Origin of the sequence: Arachnia propionica, assembly GCF_037055325.1 — a bacterium.
Classification (GTDB): domain Bacteria; phylum Actinomycetota; class Actinomycetes; order Propionibacteriales; family Propionibacteriaceae; genus Arachnia.
On record NZ_CP146373.1, the window covers coordinates 1,185,048 to 1,200,305 of the forward strand.

The following is a 15,258-nucleotide window of genomic DNA, read 5'->3' on the forward strand; positions in this document are numbered from 1 at the left end:
GGCCATTATCGTGTGTGCCGGAGGGCGGGTCAGCGACCTTCACCCGTCTTCGGCAGGCCGGGCTTGACCGGCGGCCTGCTGGTCGGCCGGGGCGGTGTACTCGGTTCCGGTGTCGCGGTGCCGGTCGGGGAAACCGTCGGTTCGGTTCCCTTGCCTACCTCACCTGTGATGGCCTCCGTGACGCCCTGAGCGTTATCGAAGGCAACAGCCATGTATCCCAGCGTTTTCTGGTCGGCATAGGCGGCATCGTTGCGTTCGAGATTGAAGGTCTCTGAATCGCCCCGGTTGACCGTGAAGAGCTGGCCATCGTTGAAAGGCTTGTTCGTCGGGTCATACTGCGCCCACTGCTCGATGGTATCCGCGGTCGCTGTGTCCCTGATGTCGAAGGCATTGGCGGTGTAGCTGAACTTGCCCGTGATACCGACCTGACTGGCGGCGACCTTCAGCACCACGGTGCTGGAATCCGTCGGGGAAAGGGTCACCGAACCAGTGGGATAGACCTTTCCGTCGGAGAGATCCTCCACGAACACCTCGGCGACCCCACTGAAGAGCCGCTGCGTCTGGGCATAGCCGGAGTCCTTGCTGATGACTCGGTACTCGGCCTTACCGTCATTGTCGTTGTCGATGTCGACGCTGTATGTGACCTGAGCCGGGTTGGAGAATCGGGAGCTGGAGTTCAGCGCAAAATTCACGGTTCTGTTCGAGTCGTCACCGTAACTGGCCACTCCGACACTCGCCAGATCCTGACCGCTGTCGACCGCATCCGGGATGTCGGCCGGATCGCTCAGTCCCCACGTGTAGAGCGTGGCGTAGGCATCGAGCACACCACCCTCGTTGCTGAAAGTGACGTCAGTGCCCTTGGCCGTGACCGTGTTGGTCGCCTTCACGTTGGACAGGGAACGGGGAACCAGCAGGTATGGCATGGTCAGGGTCTTGCCGTTGGAACCGGCGAACTTCAGGTTCCCGGAGGCCTCGTAGAACCATGGCGAGTTCGGGCTGTTGACGCCGTTGGGCACATCGGAGGCCGACATGGTGATCGTGACGTCAACATCCACGCTGCCTCCCGCAGGAACCGTGACCTGTTCCTGACTGAAGGAAATGCTGGCCTTCTTCGATTTCTCGGCCGGCTGCGAGCTGGCAGTGATCCGCTCCGCCTCGGCACCCTTGTTGACGAGGGTGACCTTACGGGTTGCCTCGAAGGTGGTGGTCGATTCCGCGTACCCAAAGCTGAGCCCTGCCTCACGCACCGTGGTACCGTCGATATCCGAGGAGTCACCGTAGGCGACGACAGATGTGCCGACCACCTCGGCGGGATCGATCAGGCCACCCGCAAGAGTGGGATCGTATCCACCGACCTTCTCAGGGTCGGCTGTGTTGACCAGCGACGCCGCGATTTCCTGGGCGTCCCAGTCCGGATGGGCCTGGACTGCCAGAGCCGCGACACCGGCGACATGCGGAGCAGCCATGGACGTTCCCGATTCGATGCGACCGAGGTTTCCGGAACCGACATCCGCCGACAGGACCGAGAAACCCGGGGCGGTCACGTTCGGGCGCACGGCCGAGTCCCCACTGCGCGGGCCCGCGGAGCTGAACTTGGCAAGCTCGCCGTGGTTCTCGTTGGGGATGTTATTGGCGTTCAGCGTGACCTGCTCGCCGTCCGCAGCAATGATGGCCTCGCCGTCGGAGGACCTTACCCCGAGCAGCAGACCGGTGTCCCTCTTCAGGTCTTCGTCCACGGGATTGTCGGCGATCGCACCAACGTAGGGTGGGAGGTCATCGCTATCGTTGATCATGATGACTCCTGCCAGCCCCCAGTGCCGGGCATTCACGGCCTTCCGCAGGTCACCGCAGTCACCGCTTCTGGTGACCACGATCGATCCTTGTGGAACGCTGGCGTACTCGTTGAGGTCGCAGCCTGTCGAGAGCTCATCGCCGGTTCTGAGGACATGGAGTCTCGCGCTCTGGGGAATTTCGGCGGCGTTGACATCGATGGCCTGGATGGTCCTGCCATCAACGGTGAACTGCGCACCCGGATGGTTCTCCAGGGCGTCGCTGGCAGCAACGGAGACTACCCCGGCACCGGTTCCTGGCGACCCGGTCAGATATGGCCGGGAACCGTCGTTGCCAGAGGCCGCGACCACCACAGTCCCCGCGGCCACGGCATTGGAGACGGCGACGGCATCGGGGTCAGTGACCCTGCCGAAAGCTGTGCCCAACGACAGGTTGATGACATCCATGTGGTTCTTGACGGCCCAGTCGACGGCATCGACTGCGAGATTGGTCGATCCCTCGCACCCGAAGATCTTCAATGCGTACAGATCGGCCTCGGGAGCCACACCGGGGCCGACCCGGAATTTGTTGTTGTAGGTGGTGGAGTCATAGGGACCCTTGTAGATGTCGCCATCAGCGGTCACACCCGCCCCGGCGGCGGTGGCCGCCACATGTGTCCCGTGGCCGAACTTCTCGCAGTCGACGGGGTTGTTGTCCGGCTGTGGGGTGTTCTGCCCGGTGTAGAGGTCGCCGGCGAAGTCATACCCACCTTTGACGCGTGAACCGTAATAGGGAGTCGGATCCGTGGCCGCGGTGGCCGCATTGAAGGCGTCCGGGGTGCCCTTCCCACCGAAGGTGGCGTGGGTGTAGTCAATCCCACTGTCGATGATGGCAATCTTGACGCCTTTGCCCGTGTAGCCGGTTCCACCAGCTCCCTGCCAGGCGTTCGGGGACCCGATATAAGGAACGCCTGTGGTGTTGCTGCGTGCATGCACGGGAATGGTCTGCACGCTCTTGACCCCGTCGATGCCCTCGACGTCGGCCAGCTGAGCGCTATCTATCGTCACTCGCAGGCCGTTGTAGGCGGACTGCAGGCGGTTTTCAACCGCGCCTCCTAAGGAGGTCACCTGCGCGGCCACTTTGTCCTGGGAGTTGGAGAGTTTTTCCTGTATCTGCTTCTCTTCCCCCTCACTCAAGGACCCGCCCTTGTTCGCTTTGACGACCGCGACGGGATCCTCGGCGAGCTCCACCATGACAGTGACCGGCCCCTTCTGCGGAAGGATCTCCTTCGCGGCGTCGGCGGGAACCTTCGTTGTGGGAGCCGGTTGGATCAGGTCGGACATGTTGTGAGGGTCCGTCGTCTCGTCAGCCGATGTGGTTGCCACGGGGGTGAGGAGAGATAACACCCCCACCATGGCCACTAATTTGTTACGTCGCACAGTTCTGCCTTTCATAATCGAGAGTGCGACCCCGTCCGGGGCCGCTGGAGTATCAGCGCGCCGTCCAGGTATTTTCGGCAAACCTTAATTACTGCCCCCTGTTTTGTGAACCCCCTGCATTGAAAATGGTCGTGCCAGGAAGTCCCCGCATAACTCCTGCTAATGTTCCAAGACGCCGGGGTGCCCCACCGCAAGGGGCTGAGATCAAACTCGTCGAACCTGATGCAGTTCGCACTGACGAAGGGAGCGCCATGAATGTCGCGTCCGTCCTTGCCCATCTCCGCGCCACGACCCCTCTGGTTCATTGTCTGACCAACACCGTGGTGCCGCAGATCACAGCCAACGTCCTGCTGGCCGCCGGCGCCGCACCCGCAATGATTGACCTTCCCGAAGAGGCGGAAATCTTCGCCGGGATCGCCTCGGCAGTGCTGATCAACGTCGGCAACGGCTCCTCGGAGCAGCACGCGGCGCAGCGTGCTGCCGCGAGCGTCGCCCACGAGGCCGGCACTCCCTGGGTGCTCGATCCTGTCGCGGTCGGTGCACTGCCGGTACGGACCGCCCTGGCCCGAGAACTGCTGGCTCTGTCGCCCGCCGCGATCCGGGGCAATGCATCCGAGATCCTGGGCCTGACGGGCGCCAGCACCGGAGGTCGGGGGGTGGACTCCACCGACCCCGTTGAGGCCGCGGTAGAGGCGGCAAGAGACCTAGCCACCAAGCACAACACCGTCGTAGCGATCTCCGGAGAGGTCGACGTGGTGGTCAGCACGTCACGAACCACGCGCGTCCACGGTGGCGACCCGCTGATGCCGCTGGTGATCGGCACGGGCTGCTCGCTCGGCGCACTGGTTGCGGCGACGCTCGGCGCCACCCGGGAGCGCCCCTGCCCACACGATGCGGTCGTCGCCGCCCACGCCCTGTTCGCGGCCGCGGGCACCGTGGCGGGCCGCGATGCGAAGGGCCCGGCCAGTTTCGAGATCGCCTGGCGCGACGCCCTGTACGCGCTGACCCCCGATGAGGTCGCTTCCCTGGTCACCGTCGAGGAGGCCTGATGCGGATTGACTGGCGGCTCTACTACGTCACCGACCCCGACCTGTCCGGCGGTCGCGACCACGTGGCCCACACCGTGGAACAAGCCGTGCTGGGTGGGGCCACGGTGGTCCAGTTCCGCGACAAGAACGCCGACGACGACACCTTCCGGACAGGCGTGCTCGCCTGCCGGGAGGCCATCGAGTCCGCCGTGGCCATGGGTGCAGCTGGGGCGGAGTTGTTCGTCAATGACCGTCTGGGGATCGCGGTGGAGCTGGGAACGCACCTGCACATCGGGCAGTCCGACGGCGATCCCGCGGTGGTCCGCGAAGCTCTCGGGCCGGACCGGTTGCTGGGGGTATCTGTCAGTTCCCGGGGCGAGTTGGATGCCATCGCGGCAATCGGGTGTGCCGATGTGATCGGTCTGTCCCCGGTGTGGAGCACCAGCACCAAGACCGACACCGCCCCGGCGTTGGGCCTGGACGGGATCCGGGAATTGCTCGCCGCCCGGCCCGTGGGCCTGCCCGCAGTAGCCATCGGTGGGATCAACGCCACCAACGCCGCTGAGGTCATCGCAACCGGGGTGGACGGCATCTGCGTGGTGTCCGCGATCGCAGCGGCCACCCGCCCCCGCGAAGCCGCATCACACTTGAGAGAACTCTGGGAGACACCATGACACCAAGAACCGCACTTTCCATAGCGGGCTCCGACCCGAGCGGTGGCGCCGGAATCCAGGCCGACCTGAAGACTTTCGCCGCTCTTGGGGTGCACGGCATGGCCGCACTGGCGGGCCTGACGGTTCAAAACACCCAAGGAGTGCGAGCCGCTTGCCCCGTGGATCCGGAATTCGTCGTCGCACAGGTGGAAGCTGTCCTCGACGACATCGAGGTGCACGCCACCAAGCTCGGGATGCTCACGAACGCGAGGATCGCGGAGGCGGTGGCGGACCTGATCGCCGCGCGCCGGACAGATTTCGGTTTCCTGGTCCTCGATCCCGTGATGGTGGCGACCTCGGGAGACAGGCTCCTGGCGGACGAAGCGGTCGATGTGGTTCGCACCCGATTGTTGCCGCTGGCCGACCTGATCACCCCGAACGTCCCGGAGACCGCAGTTCTGACCGGTTCCTCACCTGCGGGTGACAGCTCCGAGCTCCAGGCACAGGCGGAGGCCCTCGTCGCGGCGGGCGCCCACGCGGTGCTGGCAAAGGGCGGTCACCTGACCGGCGAGGAGCTGACCGATCTCCTGGTCACGCCGAACGGAACCGCACGGTTCACCGGCGCTCGCGTGAACACCCGCAATACCCATGGCACCGGATGCACCCTTAGTTCCGCGATCGCCGCCGCCGCGGCGCGCGCCGGAATTGCGCCAGGCGGCACCGTCCCGGGACACGTGGTGGCGGAGGCCCGTGATTTCCTGCACCGCGCCATCCTTGCGGGGGCCGATTGGCAACTCAGTCGCTCCCCTGGGTCCGGACACGGCCCGGTGAACCACGTGATCAACCTGAAAGGAGCGCAGGCATGACCTGGCGCACACGGGAGTTCAGCACTTCGGCCTGGGAACACATCGCCGGGATCCGCGAACGCATCGACCGGCTGCCGCTGCTGACCCAGCTAGCCGACGGCACCCTGGAGCCGCGTCGCTTCGTCGAGTACATCGTCCAGGATGACTTCTACCTGCGCGGCTATTCCCGGGCCCTGGCGCTGCTAGCCGCCCGGGCCCCGCACGCCAAAGCCCGATCCTTCTGGGCACAGAGCGCCGGAAAGGCCGTCGCAGCCGAAAACCTGATGCACGACGCCCTCCTCAACGACCCCCTGCTGCACTCCGCCCCGCACGCGACCGCCCCCTCCCCCACAACCCGCGGCTATGTGAACTTCATCCAGACCGCAGTCGCCTACGATCCCTACCCGGTGGGAGTGGCGGCGGTGCTGCCCTGCTACTGGGTCTACGCGCAGGTGGGCCTGGACCTGGCCGAACGGGCCCAAGCGGTGGAGAACCATCCCTACGGAACCTGGGTGGCGACCTACGCAGACCCGGCTTTCCAGGAAACCACCGCCACCGCCATCGAGCTGCTCGACGAGGCGGCCGAGGCCGCCGACGAAGCGACGAGAACTGTCATGCTCGACACCTTCACCGACGCCACCCGCTACGAGGAGCTGTTCTGGGAGCGCAGCCACTCCTTGGAGGCCTGGACCCTGTAACCGGCCATGACGTTCAGCGCCCGCCGTGCCCCCACTGAAGGATGAGATTCCTACAGGCAGAGGCACTCAAACCGATGGAACTGGGCTGCACTGAAGAGGCTCGGGACACTTCTTCAGTATCCGAAACTCGTGAAAAAGGTGTGTCCCGGCCCTTGACGGAACCGGGACACACCTTTGCGAAAAGGTCAGTCCTCGCGCTGTTTCAGCACCGCCTTGGCAGCCGCGAAACGGGCAATGGGTACCCGGTACGGGGAGCAGGAGACGTAGTCCAGGCCGACGGACTGGAAGAACTCCACGGAATCCGGGTCACCGCCGTGCTCACCACAGACACCGGCCTTCAGGCGCGGTTTAACGGAACGCCCCTTCGCGACACCGATCTCGACCAACTGCCCCACACCGTCCACATCGATGGATTCGAACGGGTTACGTTCCAACACCTTACTCGTGACGTACTGGGTGAGGAAGCCATTCTCGGCATCGTCACGGCTGATACCAACGCCGGTCTGGGTGAGATCATTGGTGCCGAAGCTGAAAAAGTCGGCATACTCGGCGATCTGATCCGCCACCAAGGCAGCGCGCGGCAGCTCGATCATGGTGCCGACCGTCACCTTCAGTTCTTTGCCGGCAGCCTTCAGCTCTTCGGCAACCGTCCTCTCCACGATCTCGCGCTGGATCTCCAATTCCTTCGACAGCGCCACGAGGGGGATCATGATCTCCACGCCGACCGTCTCGCCCTCACGTTCCAGCACCGCCAAGGCAGCACGAACAATGGCGCGGGTCTGCATGGCCGGAATCTCCTGGTAGAGCATCGCCAAACGACAGCCGCGAGTACCGAGCATCGGGTTGAGTTCGTGGAGACGCTTGACCTGAGCGAGAGTGGCGCGGGCAGCCTCCAGCTCGGATGCATCGCCGCCCGTCAACTCAAGACGCTGCACCAACAGCGACTGCTCCACCAGATTCGGCAGGAACTCGTGGAGCGGCGGATCGAGGAGCCGGACGGTGACGGGAAGCCCCTTCATCGCGGCGAAGATGCCCTCGAAGTCGGCCTGCTGCATCGGCAGGATCTCGTCGAGCGCATCCGCACGGGCCTCGTGGGTCTCCGCCAGAATCATTCGACGCACCGCGGGCAGCCGGTCGGCGGCCATGAACATGTGCTCGGTGCGACACAGCCCGATGCCCTCGGCACCCAGTTCACGAGCCTTGGATGCGTCCTCGAAGTTGTCGGCGTTCGCGCGCACCCCGAGTTCACGGACCTCGTCGGCCCACGTGACCACGCGCTGGAAGTCCTCGTTGATGCGCGGCGGGATCAGCTTGATCTCCTGCGCGAACACATCACCCGTGGAACCGTCGAGGGTGATGACCTCACCCTCCTTGATGATCCGGTCGCCGACGGTGAGTGTGCGGCCTTTGGCGTCGATGTGGATGCCGGAGGCACCTGCAACGCACGGCTTGCCCATGCCACGCGCTACCACTGCAGCATGGGAGGTCATGCCTCCGTGGGCGGTGAGCACACCCTGTGCGACGATCACGCCGTGGATGTCGTCGGGGGTGGTTTCGTAGCGCACCAGCACCACTGCTTCACCACGCCCGCCGCGCTCGGCGGCGGTGTCGGCATCGAAGACCACCTCGCCGACCGCGGCCCCCGGGGACGCGGGGAGGCCCTTCGTGATGGGTTTCTGGCCATGTGACGGATCGATGGCGGGGTGCAGCAGCTGATCCAGCTGGTCCGGTTCGATGCGCAGCAGCGCCTCCTCCTTGGTGATGACGCCCTCGTCCACCAGGTCGGAGGCCACCTTCAACGCGGCGGCTGCGGTGCGTTTGCCGTTGCGGGTCTGCAGCAGGAACAGCTTGCCGTTCTCGACGGTGAACTCCATATCCTGCATGTCGCGGTAGTGGGCCTCCATGCGCCGCATCATGTCGATGAGTTCGTCGTAGGCCTCGGGCAGCACATCGCGCATCTCAGCGAGCGGTCGTGGGGTGCGGATGCCTGCCACCACGTCCTCGCCCTGAGCGTTGACGAGGAACTCGCCGTAAAGTTCATTCGCACCCGTCGAGGGGTTGCGGGTGAAACACACGCCGGTGGCGGAGTCTTCGCCACGGTTTCCGAAGACCATCTGCATGACGTTGACGGCGGTGCCGAGGTCGGAGGGAATGTTGTTGGCGCGGCGGTACACCTCGGCACGAGGGTTCTGCCAGGAACGGAACACCGCATTCACGGCCCGGTGGAGCTGTTCGACAGGGTCGGAGGTCCACTCGCCACCCAAGTGTTCGTTGCTGATCTCCTTGAAGGTTGCCACCAGCTCCTTCAGGTCCGCAGGCCCCAGGTCGGTGTCGAGTTCGACGCCGCGCTTGCGTTTCAGCTCGGTCAGTGCATCTTCGTAGGCGTAGGCCGGAACACCCTCGACCACTTCGCCATACATCTGGATGAAGCGGCGGTAGCAGTCCCACGCGAAACGTTCGTTACCGGACTCCTCGGCGATGGCCGCCACGGACTCGTCGGAGACACCAAGGTTGAGGATGGTGTCCATCATTCCGGGCATGGAGAACACTGCGCCGGAACGCACCGAGACCAGCAGCGGACTCTCGGAGCCGCCGAGTTTGCGTCCCGTGCGTTCCTCCAGCCGAGCCAGACCCGCGTTGATCTCATCCGCCAAACCGTCGGGCCACTCTCCGCCCCGGTTCATGGTTTCCACACAGGCTGTCGTGGTGACTGTGAAGGCATCGGGGACAGGGACCCCGATCCGGGCCATCTCGGCGACGCCCGCGCCCTTTCCCCCGAGTAGGTTACGCATGGTCGCGTCACCCTCCGAGAGGTCGTAGATGTAGCGCTTCTCGCTCATTCGCGTTTATCTCCCTTGATTGTTGCGACGGGTCTACCTCGTCAGCCCTCAACTTTAGCGGCTTCCCGCGGGGACCTGCCGCAGTGTGCAGATTGCCTCATCGGCTGGACATGTGATATGGCAACCATTGACCATTGTCAGTTCCCCGAGTAAACTCGGGACATGTTGAAACCACTGGCCGGAATTGCTGGCATGTTGCTGACCGTTTCCTTGGTCGCATGTGCCGTAGACGCCACAGCTGATCCCGGCGATCCGGGAACCGAGGAGTCCCCAGTCGGTCTTCCTCAACTCATCGCTCCCGCCCCCACGTTCTCACCCAGCAGTGAGATCACGGCGGAGGCCCCCGAAACTCACATGGAGGCCATCCGGGCCGACCTGAACGAACGCGGCGTCGCCGGTTCCGAGGCGACCTTGGTGGAAGCTCACAAGAAAATGTGGAGGACAGGTGCGCTGGGCTGTCCGATCCCCGGGGCCACCTACACCCAGGCCCTGGTGGACGGCTGGCAGATCGTGGTGAAAGTCGGGGACACGACCTACGACTACCGCTTCGGGACGACCCCCTCCCCAGTGTTGTGCGAGAACAATGGTCTGCCGACCCTCGACGGTGGCCCTTCCATCGATCCCACCGACATCTGAGATCCGGAAGATCACGAGCACCTCTCGAGGACCCTCCAGTCGGAATCCGCTGGAGACCGAACAACGATGGCCCCGCGATCAGCGGGGCCATCGTTGTTTTCGCAGGTTCCGGTTCAAACCGTCATCCGAGATCTCCCGTCTTGGGCAGACCCGGCTTGACCGGAGTCCGGCTCGGGTTGCTGGCCGGGGTGGGCGAGGCCGGGGTGCCCGGATCACCCTGGGAGGACGACGCGGAGGGGCTCGGCTCCGTCGAGGTGGTTCCACCACCGGTCAGCGCGCCCGTGACCGCCTCAGGAGTTCCCTGGTCGTTGTCGAACACCACAGCCATCCATCCCAAGGACTTCTGGTCCTCAGCCGCGGATCTGTTGTACGAGATGGACACGTCACTCGTGCCATCGGCCGCCACCTGGAACGCCTGACCGTCGTTGAAGGGTCGATTGTCAGGATCATAGGTTGCATGGCTGTCGACGCTGTCCTTCACGTCGTTGGTGCTCTGGGTTTCAACCCAGTACTGGAACTTTCCCGCCACACCGACGTCAGAGGCCTTGACCACGAGGATCACCGTGCTGGAATCGCTGGGAGCCAGGGCGTACGTGCCCGCCGATTTGGCCTTGCCGTTGGACTGGTCAGTAATGAACACCTCGGGACGACCGTCGTAGATTTTCTGACGCGCATACCCGGAATCCACGCTGGCCACGATGTATTCGGCCGTGCCGTCGCCGTTGGTGTCGACCGAGATCCTGTAGGCGTTACTGGCCGCATTCGAGTGCCGTGAATGGCTGTTGACCGCGAACGCCAAGGCCTTCTCACCGTCGATCGTGGTGGTCTGGACACCAACGTTAGCGATGTCGGCGCCTTCGCTCACGTCGGCGTCAGCCCCGCTGGAAAGGTCACCCTTCGGATCGGTGATGCCCCAGTCGAACAGGAAGCCCCTGGCGTCATAGGTGCCGCCCTGATTCTGGAAGCTGATCTTGGAGGCATCGGAGCTGGCCTCACCGGTCACCTTGGTCGTGGAACGGGGAACCATCAGATAGGGAACGCTCAGTGTCCTGTCCCCGGAGGTGAACTGCACGTTGCCCGAGGCCTCGTAGTAGTCCGGGGAGTTGGCGGTCTTGATGCTGCTCGGGACATCGGACGCCTTGAGACTCAGGGTCACCGTGACATCGGCCGTGCTGCCCGCAGGAACGGTGACCTGCCTGTCGCTGAGCGTGACCTGTGCGGGCAGGCTCTGGTCCGAGGCTTTGGTCTCCCCGGTGAAGGTGACCTCCGAGTTGCCCTTGTTCACGAGGGTTATCTTCTTGCTTCCCTCGAAGGAACCATTGGACTCCTGGTAGTCGAAGCTGACCGTTGCGTCTCGGAGGGTCTTGCCATCCACCTCCGTGGAGTCACCGAAAGCGAAGACCTGGGTCGACGTGGAGTCCGCGGGATCCACCAGTCCACCACCACGGGTGGGTCCATATCCGGATACCTTGGATGCATCGGCCGTCGAGACGATGGCCGCGGAGAGCTCCTGGGAGTTCCACGTTGGATGGGCCTGCTTGGTGAGAGCCACGACACCCGCAGCGTGCGGAGCAGCCATGGATGTCCCCGACAAGGTGCTGGCCTCGGTCCCGGAACCCACCCGGGCGGAGTTGATGGACACGCCGGGAGCGGCCACGCTGGGACGCAGGGCGGAATCACCGCTGCGTGGGCCGGCTGAGGTGAAAGAGCCGTAGCCGGTGAAACCCGAGTTGGAAATCGTGTTCGCGGTGAAGGTCATCTGCTTGCCGTCAGCAGCCGCTAGGGATGTGCCGTCGGAGCTCTTGACACTGATGAAGGGGATCGTCACGTCCAGCTGCTCGCCGGTGGTCGAGCTACCGGTAATCACACCCTCGTAGCCGGAGTACTCGTCACTGGAGTTGATCATGACCACGGCAGCCGCCTTGTGCTTCTGCCCGAAAACGGCCCGATCGACCCGGGGGCAGGAGCCGCGTGCCGTGATTACGACGGAGCCTTCCGGCACATCGGCGTAATCGGACTCGGCGCATCCGAGGGAGACGTTGCCCGATGCATCCTTCAACACGTGAATGGGTGCGCCGGTGGGAAGTTCCGCACCGTTGGCGTTCATCGCCTGGATCGCTGTGCCATCAACGGTAAGCTGAGCACCCGGATAGTTCTCGGCAGGATCAACTGCGGCGACGGAGATGGTCCCGGCACCAGCTGCGGGAGAACCCGTCAGGTACGGCTGTGAACCGTAGTTGCCGGCGGAGGACAGCACCACGATACCCGCGGCAACGGCATTCGACGCAGCGATCGAGGTGGCATCGGTGACCTTGCCGTACGGCGAACCGAGCGACATGTTGATCACGTCCATGTGATTCTTCACGGCCCAGTCGATGGCTTCCGTGGTGACGTTCGTGGTCCCCGTGCAACCGAAGACACGGACAGCGTAGAGCTCGGCACCGGGTGCGACGCCGGGACCCACCTTGAACTGGTTGTCATGGGTCTTCTTGTCATAGGTGCCGGTGTAGGTCCGCCCGTCGGAGAGGACGCCGGCTCCGCCAACCGTGGCCGCAACGTGGGTGCCGTGGCCGGCTCGAAGACAATCGATGGGGTTGTCATCGGGCTGAGGGGTGTTCGTGCCGTTGTAGTCGTCACCGACGAGGTCGATCCCGCCCTTGACGTGCGGGGCGTCGGGGCCGTACCAGGCCGGATTGGGGGTGGTGGCCGTGGACTGTTCATTGAACGATTCGCCGGTTCCCGGACCACCGAAGGTGGCGTGGGTGTAGTCGACACCGGTGTCGATCACCGCGACCTTGACACCTTTACCGGTATATCCGGTGGCTCCGCCTGAGCCTTCCCACACCTTCGGGGCCCCTATCATCGGAACACCATGGACGTTGGTGCGTTCGTGAACGGGAACGGAGCGGATCGACTTAACCTCAGGAAGAGCCTCGAGAGCCTCCAATTCACTGCTGTCGATGCTCACACGCATGCCGTTGAAGGCGGACTGCATCCTGCTCTCGACGGCACCCCCCTTGGCCTCAATGCTCGCAGCAACCTGGTTCTGAACTCCCGACAGCTCGTTCTCGACCTTCCTTTCCTCACTCGGATCAAGCTCACCTCCCTTCTTCGCCTTAACCACGGCAACGGGATCGTCCTTGAGCTCCACCATGATGGTGATCTTGGCCCTGGCGTCGAGGATGTCCTGGGCCGCCCCAGACCTGATCTCCCCGGACGGGGCTCTGGCGATCAAGCTGGCTAGGCCATCTCCGCCACCCGGTTCGTCCGCGGTGGCGACGGACACCGGGAGGATGAGCGCCAAGACACCCGCAGCAGCTAGTAGCTTTCTACTTCGCAAGGTTCTGCCTTTCCACGTGCGAAGGACCCGTCAGGGTCCGCAAAAGCCTTCGTTTCTCTTCCCCTTCTCAGATCTCCACTCCGAGTGGAAACGACGACCGACTGCACATTAGTCCGCCATAAGATCACCACCAAACCCCAGCGCTATTCCTGAGACAGCCGAAAAGATTGATTCACGAAAAGAAGTGAGGCCTCCGGGGTATCCCGGAGGCCTCACGGCACAGGAGAATCAGCTGGCGCTAGAAGCCACTCGTCGCCGCATTCCCTCTGCGTACTGCACGGCTTCCAACCCAGCGATGAGATGCCAGACCCCTTCGCCGACCTTGACAGCCGCGGTCAGTCCGGCCCGTTTCAAGGCATCGACATCAACCTTGGAGTCATCGGTGACCTCGACCCGAACCCGGGTCTCAGCGATGGCCTCGACGGAACGCACATTGCCCTCTCCACCGAGTGCGGTGACCCATTGCTTGGCCTGGTTGGTCTCGACGTCACCGACGACGATCACCCGTGGTTCAGCGGCCTCGGCAGGCTCGGCGGCGCGGCGAGCGGCGGCCTTCTCCTCGGGGGTGCGGTAATCGAAGCTGAGGACCAGGGAGAAGGTGGTGAAGAATGCTGCCGCGATGGCGATGACGTACAGCAGGGTGGGGGTAAAGATACCGATGGTCAGCAATGAGGTGAACGCGAATCCGCTGGCCTTAAGTCCTCCACCGAAGCCTATGATGAGGCCACCAATCGCACAGCCTGCGAGGATTCTCGGGTAGATCCGCTTGAACCGCAGATGGATACCGTAGAGGGACGGCTCGGTGATCCCTCCCAGCAGACCTGCGACGAGCGCACCGGAGGCGGTCTGACGCATCTGCTGATCACGATCCCGCATCGCCAGGACCATGACACCGGCCGTGGCCCCGAAACAGGCGAAATTCCAGGCACCCATCGGACCCTGGATGTAGTCGTAGCCCAGACCGCCTTGGGCGGGGGGGGTGAGGTTGAGGAGCATGATTGCGTTGATCGGCCAGTGCAGACCGAGCGGCACCATGAAGGGGTAGGCCAGCGGGATGAGGATGGCGAACACGAAGGGCCACTGGTTGATCCACTGCAGCGCACCCGCCAGTCCAGCACCCGCGTACACGCCGATGGGGCCAATCAGGAAGGCGGTGAGGGGAAGCATGATGATGAACGACAGGAAAGGCACAAAGATCAGCTGCAGGTTCTCCGGGATCAGCTTCTTGAAGAGCTTGTAGAGCGGACCCAGTAGCCCCGCCATGAGCAGCGGCGGAAACACCTGGGATCCGTAGTCGAAGATCGTCAGCGGAACCCCGAAGACATCGATCAGCTTGACGCTGCTGCCGAACACGACGGCGTCATAGGCAGCCGCATCCTTCCCCAGGTCGGCAAACCCGGGGAGCAGCACCAGGGCCATAATCGAGAAACCGACCCACGGGTCGGCACCAAGCTTCTTCGACGCGTTGTAGGCCACCATCAGGGGAATGAAGTAGAAGACCGCCCTCCACATCAGATTGACGAAAGCCCAGCTGGGCGGCAGCACCACGCGCGAGTCGGCCCAGTTCCCGATGATCCCGAGCGTCGCCATCAGCGACATGAAGGTGATGATCAGCGATGCCCCGAGCAGGGCACCAAGGATCGGTCGGAAGGAGTCGGAGAGGAACTCGAAGAATGAATCCACCCAGGCGAACCTGCCCCGAACCCCACCGGCCCGTGCCGCGGCCTTGATCTCCTCGTCGGTGAGCTGGCGCCTGTTGGACATCTCCGGCAGCTCGTTGATCTCGTTGTAGACAGTCTGAACACCACCGCCGATGATGACCTGGTAACGATCTCCCGACTGAGGAACCGCCCCCATTACCCCGTTGATGGATTCCACCGTGGCGGTGTCCACGACGGACCCATCAACCAGCTGGAAACGCAGCCGCGTGGCGCAGTGGGTCAGGGACTGGATGTTCTCGGGTCCGCCGACGGCGGCCACGATCTCGGATGCAGTACTCATCTCGGCCT

9 protein-coding genes and 1 riboswitch are annotated in these 15,258 nt (G+C 63.9%); of the genes, 5 read left to right on the forward strand and 4 right to left on the reverse strand.

What is annotated here, in order from left to right:
- Positions 1 to 29: 29 nt before the first annotated feature.
- Positions 30 to 3,113, reverse strand: coding sequence for a S8 family serine peptidase (locus V7R84_RS05535; protein WP_338572900.1), 3,084 nt, complete (start codon positions 3,111 to 3,113; stop codon positions 30 to 32).
- A 262-nt stretch (positions 3,114 to 3,375) separates the two neighbouring features.
- Positions 3,376 to 3,472, forward strand: a riboswitch (TPP riboswitch).
- Between V7R84_RS05535 and thiM the strand changes: the two genes are divergently transcribed.
- The 4 genes from thiM (at position 3,461) to V7R84_RS05555 (ending at position 6,433) form a co-directional block, all read left to right on the forward strand.
- Positions 3,461 to 4,258: a hydroxyethylthiazole kinase gene (gene thiM / locus V7R84_RS05540; protein WP_338572901.1), complete on the forward strand. Its 798-nt coding sequence runs from the start codon at positions 3,461 to 3,463 to the stop codon at positions 4,256 to 4,258. Its footprint overlaps the riboswitch before it by 12 nt.
- Positions 4,258 to 4,911: a thiamine phosphate synthase gene (gene thiE, locus V7R84_RS05545; protein WP_338572904.1), complete on the forward strand. Its 654-nt coding sequence runs from the start codon at positions 4,258 to 4,260 to the stop codon at positions 4,909 to 4,911. The genes thiM and thiE overlap by 1 nt, the downstream gene beginning before the upstream one ends.
- Complete coding sequence (gene thiD / locus V7R84_RS05550; RefSeq protein WP_338572907.1) at positions 4,908 to 5,756, forward strand: bifunctional hydroxymethylpyrimidine kinase/phosphomethylpyrimidine kinase; 849 nt, start codon at positions 4,908 to 4,910, stop codon at positions 5,754 to 5,756. Before thiE ends, thiD begins: the two co-directional genes overlap by 4 nt.
- On the forward strand, positions 5,753 to 6,433 hold the full coding sequence (locus V7R84_RS05555; RefSeq protein ID WP_338572909.1) for a TenA family protein: 681 nt from the start codon (positions 5,753 to 5,755) through the stop codon (positions 6,431 to 6,433). Before thiD ends, V7R84_RS05555 begins: the two co-directional genes overlap by 4 nt.
- A gap of 185 nt (positions 6,434 to 6,618) precedes the next feature.
- Here the strand turns inward: V7R84_RS05555 and ppdK are convergent, their stop codons facing one another.
- Positions 6,619 to 9,273, reverse strand: a complete 2,655-nt coding sequence (gene ppdK, locus V7R84_RS05560; protein WP_338572912.1) for a pyruvate, phosphate dikinase — start codon at positions 9,271 to 9,273, stop codon at positions 6,619 to 6,621.
- Between the two features lie 162 nt (positions 9,274 to 9,435).
- On the opposite strand from ppdK, the gene V7R84_RS05565 reads away from it, so the two are divergent.
- Positions 9,436 to 9,909, forward strand: a complete 474-nt coding sequence (locus tag V7R84_RS05565; RefSeq protein ID WP_338572915.1) for a hypothetical protein — start codon at positions 9,436 to 9,438, stop codon at positions 9,907 to 9,909.
- A gap of 121 nt (positions 9,910 to 10,030) precedes the next feature.
- Here V7R84_RS05565 and V7R84_RS05570 read toward each other — a convergent pair whose 3' ends face one another.
- Together V7R84_RS05570 and V7R84_RS05575 are read right to left on the reverse strand one after the other, a co-directional pair.
- Positions 10,031 to 13,249: a S8 family serine peptidase gene (locus V7R84_RS05570; RefSeq protein ID WP_338572918.1), complete on the reverse strand. Its 3,219-nt coding sequence runs from the start codon at positions 13,247 to 13,249 to the stop codon at positions 10,031 to 10,033.
- A gap of 228 nt (positions 13,250 to 13,477) precedes the next feature.
- A complete protein-coding gene (locus V7R84_RS05575) occupies positions 13,478 to 15,250 on the reverse strand; it encodes a PTS transporter subunit EIIB (RefSeq protein WP_338572921.1) in 1,773 nt (590 codons plus the stop codon).
- Positions 15,251 to 15,258: the final 8 nt, after the last annotated feature.